General features: G+C 57.9%; 11 protein-coding genes and 1 pseudogene. 10 read left to right on the top strand and 2 right to left on the bottom strand.

Annotated features, from left to right (window positions below):
- Positions 1–439 precede the first annotated feature (439 nt).
- Positions 440–658, top strand: coding sequence for a hypothetical protein (locus IVB13_RS01040; RefSeq protein WP_247487392.1), 219 nt, complete (start codon positions 440–442; stop codon positions 656–658).
- 1,487 nt (positions 659–2,145) lie between these two features.
- Positions 2,146–2,472: a hypothetical protein gene (locus tag IVB13_RS01035; protein WP_247487390.1), complete on the top strand. Its 327-nt coding sequence runs from the start codon at positions 2,146–2,148 to the stop codon at positions 2,470–2,472.
- Between the two features lie 34 nt (positions 2,473–2,506).
- Here IVB13_RS01035 and IVB13_RS01030 read toward each other — a convergent pair.
- Positions 2,507–2,854, bottom strand: a pseudogene (locus IVB13_RS01030) (hypothetical protein).
- A 1,181-nt stretch (positions 2,855–4,035) separates the two neighbouring features.
- On the opposite strand from IVB13_RS01030, the gene IVB13_RS01025 reads away from it, so the two are divergent.
- From IVB13_RS01025 to IVB13_RS00995, 6 genes are all read left to right on the top strand, one after another.
- Entirely contained in the window at positions 4,036–5,385 is a 1,350-nt protein-coding gene (locus IVB13_RS01025; RefSeq protein WP_247487388.1) for a hypothetical protein, read from the top strand.
- A gap of 124 nt (positions 5,386–5,509) precedes the next feature.
- Complete coding sequence (locus IVB13_RS01020) at positions 5,510–6,529, top strand: TAXI family TRAP transporter solute-binding subunit (protein WP_247487385.1); 1,020 nt, start codon at positions 5,510–5,512, stop codon at positions 6,527–6,529.
- Positions 6,526–7,077, top strand: a complete 552-nt coding sequence (locus IVB13_RS01015; RefSeq protein ID WP_247487384.1) for a hypothetical protein — start codon at positions 6,526–6,528, stop codon at positions 7,075–7,077. The genes IVB13_RS01020 and IVB13_RS01015 overlap by 4 nt, the downstream gene beginning before the upstream one ends.
- Positions 7,078–7,111: 34 nt before the next feature.
- On the top strand, positions 7,112–7,708 hold the full coding sequence (locus tag IVB13_RS01010) for a DsrE family protein (protein ID WP_247487382.1): 597 nt from the start codon (positions 7,112–7,114) through the stop codon (positions 7,706–7,708).
- Positions 7,709–8,188: 480 nt separating this feature from the next.
- On the top strand, positions 8,189–8,485 hold the full coding sequence (locus IVB13_RS01005; RefSeq protein ID WP_247487380.1) for a hypothetical protein: 297 nt from the start codon (positions 8,189–8,191) through the stop codon (positions 8,483–8,485).
- Positions 8,486–9,811: 1,326 nt separating this feature from the next.
- A complete protein-coding gene (locus tag IVB13_RS00995; RefSeq protein WP_018456767.1) occupies positions 9,812–9,970 on the top strand; it encodes a hypothetical protein in 159 nt (52 codons plus the stop codon).
- Between the two features lie 647 nt (positions 9,971–10,617).
- Here the strand turns inward: IVB13_RS00995 and IVB13_RS00990 are convergent.
- The gene (locus tag IVB13_RS00990; protein WP_247487378.1) at positions 10,618–10,833 is read right to left on the bottom strand and encodes a hypothetical protein; all 216 of its coding nucleotides are present in this window, start codon (positions 10,831–10,833) and stop codon (positions 10,618–10,620) included.
- Between the two features lie 80 nt (positions 10,834–10,913).
- Here IVB13_RS00990 and IVB13_RS00985 point away from each other — a divergent pair, with 80 nt between their 5' ends.
- Both IVB13_RS00985 and IVB13_RS00980 read left to right on the top strand, forming a co-directional pair.
- Entirely contained in the window at positions 10,914–11,339 is a 426-nt protein-coding gene (locus IVB13_RS00985; protein WP_247487376.1) for a hypothetical protein, read from the top strand.
- 773 nt (positions 11,340–12,112) lie between these two features.
- On the top strand, positions 12,113–12,484 hold the full coding sequence (locus IVB13_RS00980; RefSeq protein ID WP_247487374.1) for a hypothetical protein: 372 nt from the start codon (positions 12,113–12,115) through the stop codon (positions 12,482–12,484).
- Positions 12,485–12,676 lie beyond the last annotated feature (192 nt).

Here is a 12,676-nt window from a genome sequence, read left to right as displayed (position 1 = left end):
CGTGGCCACGCGCCACTAAGCCGGAATGCAGGAGCTATCAGCCCCCCTGACAACGACAACCAAGTCGATCGGACTTTGTTGGAGCCATTCCCCGACGGGTGGTGGGCTTCCTCCTAAAAACCTCTCCAAGCGCTGACTCGACGAAGAGATCGATCCAATGCTGGCGGCCCACCCACCTTGAGGAGCAGACAGCTAGCCACCCTTGCAGCCTGCAGGTGCCGAGGCTGCTCCGGCCGCACCTATCAATTTTGGATCACCCTTCGCCAAACTCCCTTTCGGCAACCTGCAATGGCGAGAGTGAGACAGGGAAGACGGTCAGCACGACCTATGCGGGCTTGAGGTGAGCAACTGCAAAAGCGAATGTCACTTGTCGGCGAGAACACCGGCGTCAAGCTGAGGTCATTTCGTAAAGATTGGTTTCAACACCTCTGGAATTGCGATGACGAAGAACGATACCGCCGTGTTCGACGCGATGCGCCCTGATCCAAACGGACGGAGACAATGGGCCGGCCGACTGGGGACGCGCGAGGCAATAAAACGGGATGGCTTAGAGCTCGACCCTGGCTCGCTCGTTTACTGTCCCCACGAGTGGATCAATGCCGCTGGCTATGTTGACCTCGAACTGGTCGGCAAATACCCGCTGATGTTCGCGGTCTAAAGTCGTGACGAACCAGAGCCGACGCGCAAGTGATCCGGACGAACCAGCGATTCGACGGCTGCTAAGCCGAGCGGTAAAACGCAGGCGTTCAAAGCCGTCCGTGCCACCTGTGCCGTTTGGCACTGACACAGATCCGAACCGTGAATTTTCCCGGGCCGAACCGGAGGCCGTTTGGTTCTTCGTCTTCTTGCCGATCTTCATGCTGCTCTATGCGATCGTCGAGAAAATGCACGTGAGATAGCGCAGGGCTGACGTGTCGCAGGTGCCGCCAGCCGCCGGACGTGCGGCGAGGAAGTGTCCCGCCGACCCATTGAAGGCGATCACAGCATTGGGGTAATCTTCGCACCAACGAAAACAGGAGCGGCACGCATCCCTATGGACGAAAAATCACCTGCAACAGCGGGAAGTTCAGCTAGTCCGAGCGGTTCGTGTCACTGCGATTGACGCGTCACGCATGGGCTTAGAACGTAGACGGGGCGTCCGACGGTGATTTCTTTCTGGCGGCTGATCTACTGCCATTGCGGTCACAACGTTGCTCTTAGCGCCGATCGCTGGCCGGACGATGTTCACTGGTCTGACATCGAGGCGCGCTTTGTGTGTGCCGGATGTGGGCTGAGGTCAGGCCGGATTTCAGCAGCGGCAGCCCGCCGCAGTTTGCAACCTCGAGCGCTCGAGAGGAACGAACGCGCGGTGGAATGTTTGGAAGTCTTGCTGGCTCGCCCGACCGGAAGCCGGCGGAGCGGCCCCGGCATTAACCCCCAAGCGCCCAAGCCGGGGCCGTCTCTCGCGGTTCCTCAGGCAGAATATCGGCCCCCGTGCATGGAGGTCCGCACCTATCCGGAGCACGGGAGCTCAAGCGTCGGCGCCGCCGCCGACACCCAGCTTACGAAGCACCGCTTTGCCGCGAGGGAATGAAGTAGGTGAAGCGAGCAGTTGCCATTGGGTATGATATCTATCTTAAGAGAGCTCAGCGGGGCCTCTGGTGAAGTTGCTTACCGAGTACATCCAGCGCGCGCTACATCCAAAGCTCGCCGCAAAACGTGCAGAGAAGTACGGCACGCCCGCCGAGTCTCCCTTAACGACCCACGAGCTGACTGCAAACTGATCGGGCCCACCGAGGCCGCGTCTGCGCTGCGGCAGAATTTTGCTGCCGGCGCTGGCTGCATATTTCACTTGGTCTTTTTAACCCGGCTTCATTTGACCACGCGGGCCGCAGCAATTCAACCTCCCGCTGCGGCCCTCGCCGTATCGCATCCCAGCGTGAACCGGCGACGATCCATAATATGCGAGGGTCAAAAGCGACGGAAATTCGTGCGATAGATCAATGCGCGGTGACTGCGGCACCCGTGATATCGTCAGATGACCGGAGCCAAGCCGCCGAACGGTGAGCGGACCAGCGCACCGCCGTGTGGCAAGCGGGGGACCGCTGCAGCCGGGTCGTCCCGGCACGCAGAACGTCGCCAATTGATCACAGATTACATCAGCGATTGCAGGGCGATCATAAGACAGCTGCAACGCAAGTTACGCTGAAATGGCAGCAATTTTGGCCGTTTATTTCCAGCGACGCCGCAGCGCATTTAGCTGTATCGTTCCGTTCCGTTTTCCCAGCAGCGGATCTGATTGCCATGCACCACATCCGGAGTACGCATATTGCCGCGATCCTCGAACTGACCGCCCAGCAGCTTGAAACACTTCGCATCCACCCTGGGATCGAAAGGGAATATTCCGAAATCCTCGTTTTGAGAGAGAAGATAAAACTGGCGACCGGTCAGAAGAAGGCTCGCCGCCAATTCATTGCTCGGTGCCTGCCATGATTGAATAGAGCGGTCGATTACCTTCTACAACGCATTAAGTCATGCTGCCAGGCATGAAGCATCGAACACGCGGATGGCCATCGATGTAGTGCCTCCAGACCATTGTGCGGCTGAAACGGTTTGGTTGTGTGATGACCGCGCCATCAGGTACGATCACCCATTCGTCGGCAATGAGGACGCGGCAACGCCCACGACTGGACTCCCAATCCGCATCCGACACTGTGTACCCGTCCGCATCGGTACAGCACTTTCCAAATTCGCTCTCTAAGCTTTCGAACCATGACTTCAGCGGAGAGTGGTCGTATCAGCCATCACGTGCGAGTGCTGGCGTCAGTAGCAACGCTGAGCCAAACAACAAGGCCGCAGGTTTCGCTGGAAACATCTCTTTGCCTCCGCGATATCACACGCCGATCGGTTGGCTTGGTGAGGCTTAGGCTGTCAACCCGCAAATAAATTGCAGCTGCCGCCGAAGAGCGACGATAGCTACAATCGCTCGATGTTGTGATGGGCCCGTTCATCCCCACCGCCTACTGACGTGAGTCCCGCAATTCAAACGAAGGTTCAAAAAGATAACACCTCAACTAAAGGTAAGTGCAACTGCGTCTTTGGTCTAGCCGTTGAGCACGGCTTGGGGCGACTCGAGCGGTGCCCCCGCCGCGGACGGTTGCGCTTCAAACTCATCGGCGGCTTGGCCGGCGCGCGGCGTAGGTCTCGACGACGAGCAAGACAGTGGGGATCTTTTTGGCGGCAGCCAGTTCGCCGGCGGCACGAACGGATGTGCTGCTTTCCCGACGCAGTGCGGCTTCGGTGGCCCCGGGTGAATGAGAGCGCGCGTGGCAGCCTTTGATCGCCATCGGCCGTACCGATGCGCTTCTCGATTCGGTGTCCCTCAACGACAATTTTCGCCACCCACATGCCTTCGCATTTGTCGGTCCGGCGAAATCCAGCGACAAGCCGCTGCGGCCGCGCTGCTGCCAAACCAATAGGGGTTCTTCCGCGGCCGCATCCGCGATCGCTTCGCAGGGGTGTCGATGGCGCAGGTAGGCATACGTCCCACAGTTTTATCTCACACAGAGGGGCATGATGTCTGTGATGTCAGTAGAGGAACAAGCCGCTAATTCCCTGTTCGTATATAATAAACATCAAAAACACCGGAAAGTCCCCTTCGCCCGGACAGCGACCGGTCGCATCGATCGAAGTTAAATTAAACATCATAAATTATCAAATAAAATGATATCATTTAATCTTAATTATAGCTAAACTGCAACTTGCCAAACGGATGACGCATTAATGTCGTGGATGTGGGCACCAGCGCCGATGCAGGTAGAGTTGGGCCTAGTATCGCCCGTTCAGCGCGCAGACTTATGGTTTGCTGCCAATTGCGTTCGTAGCTGTGCGCGCACGTGCGCAACAAGGTCGGGGTGGGTTGCACCAACTGTCCTGACTGCAATGTCGGTTTTGACGATACCCGTTCTCGCGCAGCAGCCAAATCGGCCTGCTATCGACGCCCCTGTCATTACGACGCACTTGCGCGGCGCGAACGGCTCGGGGGAGCGGAGCCCCATGCAGCTGAAACAATCCGCCGCCCCGAACCTCCTGAAGCTCGCACAAGCCACGATCGGCAATGCCGAGCGGTCACGGCAAGCGCTCGCCCCGGAACAGCAGAGGATCCAGACCCTTAGTGGTGACCTTCGAGCATGCCGACGGGAGCAAGATACCATGCTGGAGCTATTGCAGCACGCACGCGAGCAATGGACCAGCATTGCGGAGGCTGCCGAGAATGAAACCGAGAAGCTGCGGAAATCGCTCCGGGAAGAGCGCTCGTCCACGCAGCGTCTGGAACGAGAACTTGCCGAGGCCCGCAACGAACTCCAAGTGCAGGCGCGACTAAGCCGCGAAGTCGGCGCCGAGGGTCACGAACTCGAACGCCCGGCACAGAGTGGCCCGAGAGAGCTGCAGGCAGCTGTCGAGCGGGAGCGAGATCGCGCAAACCGGTTGGAGCAGAATCTGACAGCCGCTCATCACGACCTGGAGACCCAGTCCGCAGAGGTAACCAGACAAGCCGCAGAGATCAGTGCAAAAGAGGCAGCGGAGGCTCAGGTACAGGCAAGCCTCCGACAGGAGCACGATCGTACCAAACAGCTGGAGGAGACGCTCGCGACGACGCGAATCGAGCTCGAGAACCGATCCCAGCAGATCGCGAAGGCAACCGAAGAAACGGTACAGACCAAACGAACAGCGGAGAATACCTCGGCTAAACTGAAGCTCTCATTAAAGGAGGAGCACGAAAGAGGAGATGCGTTGGCGCAAGAGCTCTCGTTGGCGCGTTCCAAGCTGTTCGCCTATGAAGCGCAAGCCGCGGCAAACGATGATCGAGCCGAACAGTTGAAAAAGCAGCTCCGGCGAGAATGCAACCAATCCGGCCGAGATGAGCAAGAACTTGCCGCAGCGCGCCCGAGTATCGGACCGTGGCTACCCGCCGGGGTGTCGGGTGAAGGCGGAGCCGGCAATTCGCCAACAAGGAAACTGCTCCGACTGCTGCTGGGATCGCCGCAGGCGCCGCCCGCGCAATTCGCGCGAGAGCTCGTGGTCACAGCAGCTGAGCCGAAGGCGCCATCACCGGTTCTCGGGAACGAAAACGCCGCCGAACTCGTGCGATTGATCGCTCGCGCAACCGGATTGCTTCGACAAGGCGATATTGGCGCGGCACGCGTTGTCCTGGAGCGTGCTGCTGAATTAGGGAGCGCACCGGCAAGTTTCGCCCTCGCAGAAACGTATGATCCGAGCCTGCTTGCAAAATGGGGCGCGAGCGGAACGCGCGGCGACACGTCCAAGGCGCGAGAGCTTTACGCCAGAGCAGCAGCCGGAGGGGTCAAGGAGGCAAGGGAGCGATTCGACGCACTTGGTCATTAGCAGCATCGGTGCAGACAAATGGTCGTGCGCTGTATCGACTAGTCAGATCGAACTTAAACTTACGTGTCGAAGTGAAGAGCGCAGCGGACAAAACAGAGTAGACGTTCCTAGGGGAGCCGCATCGATGAAGCAGCTGGTTGGAATACGCTCTTGGTTTCTCCTCATCGCGATAGCCGCTCCGCTTTTGATCATGGGCTGTCGCGCAGCAATGGCCCAGCAGACTCCGCGGGCGCGTGCGGATCATGCAAGGGCGGAAATTGCGGCCATGAACGATTGGACTGTCGGAATAGCCGGAGGTCTGCTGGAAGGAGCTCCCATTCGGCTTGCCGCGGAAATGGCGCGAGTGGCCGATGATGGAACGGACCTCCACGTGCTGCCCATCGTGACCCGTGGCGCAACCGAAAACGTCAATTCGCTGCTGTATTTGCGGGGCATTGATGCAGCAATCATCAATTCCGACGCACTTGACGAGTACAAGAGCCAAGTGCCGGACATCCAGCGACGGATCACCTATGTGCTCAACCTGTTTCCATCTGAACTGCACGTATTCGTCAGGCCCGAAATTCAGAGCTTGAGTGATCTGGTCGGAAAGAAGGTCAATTTCAACACCCAAGGTACCGCCGCAGCTTATTCGGGCCCGCTGATCTTCAGCCGGCTGGGGATCGAGGTCGATAAGGCATTCATCCCCCATCAGGTTGCGATGGAACAAATGCGCAGGGGTGAGCTGGCCGCCGTCGTTTTCATAACATCGAAGCCGGTGGATGCATTCATACGTGGTCGCTGGGATGCCGGCTTCAAGTTCTTGCCGGTCCCCTACGAGAGCAAGTTCGAAGATTATTATCTGCCATCTTGGCTGGACGCAGCTGATTATCCAAACTTGATCAGGCAGGGGGAACGCGTGACAACTATTGCCGTTCCAACCGTGCTGGTCGCTTTCAATTGGCCGATCAAATCCAATCGCTTTCATCGTGTGGCGCGCTTTGTTGACCGCCTGTTCTCGCGGATCAACAAGCTGCAGGAGCCCGGTTTCGATCCGAAATGGAAGTCGATCAACTTGGCGGCGACGGTCCCTGGCCTGACGCGTTCTCCTGCGGCGCAGGCCTGGCTCGATCGTCTGCCGCGTTCGAGCCAGGCGGCACAATGACGTTCACCCTGATCGCTCTCGTCGTGACGCTCGCGATCGCAAATGACCTCGCTCGGGCCCGAGGCGCCGAAGACCCTATGGCGCCGGTTCGCGTCTCTGATCGGCCCGCAAATGGAGCCGGGGCGTGGATCGTCAGCGCGACCACCTCGCCAGTTGATTATTCATCGATCATCAAGGCGACACTACCATCTCAAGGGGACGCAGCAATGAGCCTGTCGATACGCTGTCGCGGCGGCCTGACCGAAGTGTTGCTTGATGGAGCCGGCCTGTCGGGCCGTCGCGAGGATTACACCCTATCCCTGCGCATCAATGATGATCCACCTTTTCAGGTCTCAACAATTACGTCGGTGCGCGGTGTCGCGCTTGAAGGCGATGTCGTTCGCCTGTTGCAATCGATCCCCGGCCACAGCGAACTTTCCGTGCATGTGTCACGCCGAACGGGGACCAGCGCCGGTGCAGTGTTCGCTCTCGATGGTATCGAGAGCGTGCGTGCAAAATTGGCGGCAACATGCAAATGGCCACGCGCGATCGCGAAGCCCAACAATTGATCATAAACCTCAGCTTGCTTGGAGAAACAACATAATGCCCAAATTTCCGAAGATTATCAGAGCGATGATCCCGACAATCATCTCGCTCCTGGTCGGGCTGTCTAGTTCCGCGGCGCAGGAGACTCGCCTGCTCCCGGCACAGCCTAGTTTGCCTGCAGCCTCAACACATGGCACGGCAAGAACGCACGCGAATTCATCGGCGCGGGCTGCGACGCCAAAACAATTTGAGCTGGCGCGCATCGCGCCATCGTCTGCTGCCAAGAAAGAGCACCGCTTAATCCTTCAGGTCAACACAAGCGACTCCGCGTCAATGAATCTTGCATTGAACAATGCACTCAACGTCGCGCAATACTACAAGGAGGTTGGTGAAGGGGTGAAAGTGGAGGTGATTACCTTCGGCCCCGGCCTCCATATGCTCCGCGATGACACGTCGCCGGTGAAAGCGCGAATTGAGGAAATGGCTCTGAGCACGCCGGAAGTATCATTCAAAGCCTGTGGAAACACGCAAGAGAAAATGCAAAAGGCCGAAAATAAGGACATTCCGATCGTTGCCCAAGCCCAAGTAGTGAGGTCGGGCGTCGTTAGGGTGATGCAGTTGCAGGAGCAGGGATGGACCTACGTCAAGCCATGAAATGGCGACCAGACAATGCCTATCGAGCGGCTTGGTGCCGGCCTGCGGTCGCGACACCCCGATCGAGTGGGTCGCCGCAGCCGATGCAAAATTGACTGGCCTCGATCGGGACAGATCTATCGCGCGCTATTCACCGGGCAGCGCCAGACCGACTGGATCATGCGCACGAGAGCGACTTCGGGAGCCGGTTGAGCGAACATCGGTTCGTCTCGGTCACTTGCGAGGTCTGGTAGCAATTTTGCGGGGCAGCCCCTGCCCCGCCCATCCTACTCGGCCGCCTGCTAAGGTCGATTGTCCCGTAGCAGCATAGGGTATCGGAGATGAAGGGCGGCGCGAGCTGTGACGCACGGTGCTTCGATTTACGTCAGTTCTGATGACCTCTTTTTCGAGGGCAAGCGATTAAATTCCACTGGATTTTATTTTGTTAACGCGTCAGATTTCTAGACTTAAAGCGAGCCGATTTTACGTTGGGGATGTTAAATGGCAAAACCTGCCGTTTCCCGTAATGCCTTTCGAGGGTTATTCGCTTTTTATGCGAAGGCTGATCACAAGCACGATGGCGATTATTTTGTGTTGAAGCTGTTTGGATCCGCTCAAGGCATTCCTGATCGGCTGCTACAGCAGTGGTCGCACCAGGCTGATCTACCCGGCGCTGAAGCCATCGCCAGCACACTGGAGCCCCGCACCTGCGAGATCGTGAATGGTCGTAAACGCTATGACCACGCCAGCGACTTTCTCCACGTGCTGCTGAGGGACCTAGAGCTAAGGGAACACTGAAGAGACTTCGCTGCGTCAGGCTTCGCGAGGTCTTGCAGACCTGAATGATAATGCCTTTTGCCTCCGCGCTCTATATGCACCAGTCTGCTATTCCAATGCCGGGCAGCCGGCCCATTTTGTCGATATGGTGCTCGCATGCCGAGGTCGATTTACCAGCCATTGCATGAAAGGCTGCGAACGGAGAACGGTCAAAGTCTCCGCCTGACCTTTTCAGAAATTGAAGCGATCTTGGGGAAGCCTCTGCCGAGATCGGCCTACACCTTCACTGCGTGGTGGAGCACACTGAAGAGAGCAGGTCCTCAAGCGAGAGCGTGGATATCCGCTGGTTATCGTGTCCGGGTCTCAATGAAGCACCGCATCGTCGAATTCTATCGTTCTGATGTGAACACCAATGATCGTCATGGAACGCCCTGGCTGCATTGAAGCTTCCCGTGATGGCGGACCTATCAACCTCGGTGTTCGGGACAAACTGCGAGAACAAGCCGGCGCAGAATCAAGTTGCAACTTCAGGGCCGCAGCGAAAACTGCTGCGCCCCTGTTTTTGAGCGGAAGCCGCGACCCGGATGCTCCGGAACGTGGCGAGAAAAATCTAATGGGAACGCTGCGCGATGGCCTAGGCCGCATGAGGGTTGACGATGGTGTACCCTCGCAGGGAGCGCGGGTGAATTCGCGTTGCGTGCCCACCTGAGTTGGCATCGTACGCCTTCCAGATGTCACCAGCGATGTGCTGCTCAAGGACGAAGACGTGTCCACGTCGCGCGGCAACCATTCCCGGTGCTGGCGAGGTGCGGGGAAAGCGCAGCCAATTGGCTGCGAGGTTCAGTTCCGGTACTACCCGACCAAACACTCAGATCGCCGCACCACATCCGCAGAACGATCGAGGGCAACCGGCCGGACGACCGCTGACGATCTCACTACTTAAGGCCCCTGAGCTGGCCACAGACATCCGTAGGCTAGCAACGGCACCTCGCTGCAGGCGCGGTGCCCGTCTCGTGTATCTCTGCGCCTGCACCAGCGAAGATGAAAAGTCGCATGGCATAATCACGTTGCATTCAGGTGGCGAAGCGGCGCGCAAGGGGCGCGCTTCAGATGAAATGGATGTCGCAAAAGCGAGCAATAAGGCTACGACTACTCGAGTGAACATGCAGGACTCCGGTTAATAGCCCTGCCCCGACGCGCAGAGAGCGCCTTTTAATTTGGCGAAATTAAGTTGCAAAGTCAGAATTAAATAAGATTTTGAGGGTCGGATTAAAACAAGAAAGGAACGTTTCGATTTGCCTCGAGTCCTGCTTGTGCGACCGATCCCTTGTTGTCGTGGATCGACAGATGGAAAAGGCAGTCGCCTACGCAATCTCAGCGGCCCTCGTGGGTATCGGTGTTTTGATACTGGTCGTTGGCTTGTCCTCCAGCTCGCCCGCTTTGTGGGTGATGGTCGCGCTCGTGCCGATCACGATCGGGATCGTGAGCGCTTTTGGCCCCGTGTAAGGATGGGGAAAACGGCCGATGCGTCAGATCGTCTGCATTTTCCGAATCGGGCCTCTGTGCACGCTCTCAACTGGTTTCAGATTTGCGGGTACACGCGCGTGAGCCATTTCGTCTCTATGCTTCTGCTTGCCCTCGCGCTGACGCTGACCTTGTGCTTCGGGGTGGCAGCCTGGCGCGTGTCGGCCGGCAATGACGTCGAGATCACCGCAACGATTCCGCATGGGGAATACGGATGGAGGTCGAGGTCGAGGAACTGAATGCCTTGCGCTCACCCTTCCGCTACATCCTGGCGACAATGAACGTGGACCTTGACGACTCGCCATCGAGCGGAGGCTGCCCCGCGCCTCCTACCGGTCCTACCTCGGGCTCGCCAACGGGCCTTTAGGACCGCAGGTCGTCCGTTCGCAACATAGCGATCAGGTTCGCGACCGCCAGCTCCAGGTGCGGCAGGGCATCGTCCACGTGCCAATTCTGGACCCGGTCCGCGATGGCCAGGAAAGCGGCGTTCGACCATCGATTGATGCTCCGCCTCTTTTAATCCTATGACGATATCTGCTTGCCGACGTCAGGTAAGGTGCACGGCAGCGGAAGTTCATCAGCATCGTTGCGGAAAACTCCCTGACACGCGGCGAGGTCATAGCTTACCGTCAACTATTCTGACGAAGGAGGAATAGCACCAGCTTCTCAAAGATTTCTATCCGAAAACGATCAATCTCCCAACTGAGCGCATCGCTAAATCCCGCGGCATACGCATGGATGATCGCTCGGTCCGCAGTCACTTTGGTCGTCACGCCATTTACGACCACCGAACCTGTCAGGATCTTTCCGTCCCATTCAACAGCGCGACCACAACCCACCGACATGGTAACTCCAAACACAAAGAGGGTTAGTCTTATGCCGCACCAGGCAGTTATCTCACACCCACGTCGTCGCTTGTTTGTTCGTGCTGCCGCTCATCATCCTCGTCTCGGATAAGTTTGTGAGATTAGCGCAAACCAAAGCAAGGCACGACTGCGCACCACAGTCAGTTCCTTCCGACTCTCTCGATGAATTCCAACGCGGCTGGCGCAATGTCATCGAACTCGACAAAGCAGCGGCGCAGTTCATCTGCGATCTCTACGGTTACATCACGCGACCATCCCTCAACCGTGTTGAAGACCACGATCCGAGCAGGGTGCTTGTATTGACCTTCCATTATTTGGCGCATCAGCGTCGCTCGACCAGTGTCGTCTTCGGAGGCTTCGCTCCAGGCACGGCCGAGCCCACCTCCATAATCCTCGAGCACAAGATAGACGTCACGTGGATATGGATGAGGCACGATGGACGGAGAATGAGGCATGATGCCAAAACCCTGAAAATCGTCATTTAATTTCGATATTAAACTATATTAAATATGGGATTTCAATCTAATTTACAGCCGTCCGGCTGCGCTTTCGATCGGTGGAGACGGCCTATCGAGCGACCCACTCGCCGGCACACGCGCTTTTGGAGGCGAGCAAAAAGCGAGCCGTGGGGTAACGGCGGCGGCGATGGCAGCCCCAACGGCAAGGACGACAGAGGCCGCTAACGTTTTTCGAAGGCACGGCGGTTGGTACGGGCTCGCAAATTACCGCGTTTTCTCGATTCCTCTCCCCAAGCGGGCGATGCAGTCGGGCCCCAGCTTTCCCCATTGCCGCAAGGCTAGGCTCATTTTGTTCGGCTTGGAACGACTTACTGATTGCCAAGTTTTCCCGTGCCCTCCCCAAGGGGCGGCTGCCTTCACCAAGGCAGCTCGATAGCCCCAGCTTCACCGCCCTGAGGCTGGGGTCCCTTTGCTGTCTGGATAGCTGCAGACTCAGGAGGGCGTTGATGCAGGGTTATAGCTCGATCCTTCTTGTCCAACGGTTGAACGACCTCGTTTGTCAACTGTCAGAGCTGGAAGATCTGCGGCTCAAAGTCCAAGAGGCGGAGCGACGCGCTTCGGCTGTACCTGCATTGCAGTCGCCTCCGAGCACTCAATCGCAGCGACGGCGAGCCGCGGGGGAGCGGCCCCCCGAGGAGTGACTGGAACCCGATTTAACCTGCGTTAGCGAACGAGCGTAGAGGCTGTGCAGCTCGACTGCCCTGAAGGGAGTGAACTTCACGATTCTCGCGTGGTGAGGCTTGAGCAAGGGGCTGCGCAGTTCCGCATTTATCTTCGGCTTTCTCGCGCGCGACAACGCGCGCCAGTCAATTATCCGCGCAGAGCGACTGGCCGCCGAACTGATTGAAAATATCGATCGGCTGTTTGCCCCTCTTCCTCTCGATGAGGGAAATAAGGCGCAGCGCGCTCGAGCGGTCGACCAGCGCAAGCGTGTATTGGCGGATTGGCGCAGGCCGCACGCGACAGCAATGGCGATGAGACAGCATGGCGTTCTGAAGCCTTGCCCCACGCTGATGTTCGTCAATGGCGCCGGCAAACTCGACAAAAGCACGACCAGGACTTACGTGATACCTGCGTCATGCTGCTCGATCGGGCTGGCTGCGACTTGCTGATGATCTGCGACATCACTGGGCATTCATACCGAAGCGCACAGACCATTGTGAAGCACTACCGCGCCCGGAAGGCGCCTCAGGCCGAGTCCGGCATCGACTGGCTTGAATTGCAGGTGCGGCGGAGTGCGTGTTCCAGCCGATCGTGATCACCGATTCCAGGCCATCGTGATCACCCATTCCAGAGCATCGTGA

The sequence above is a fragment of the Bradyrhizobium sp. 17 genome, from assembly GCF_023073515.1.
GTDB classification, from domain to species: domain Bacteria; phylum Pseudomonadota; class Alphaproteobacteria; order Rhizobiales; family Xanthobacteraceae; genus Bradyrhizobium; species Bradyrhizobium canariense_D.
This window is presented reverse-complemented; position numbering and strand designations above follow the sequence as displayed.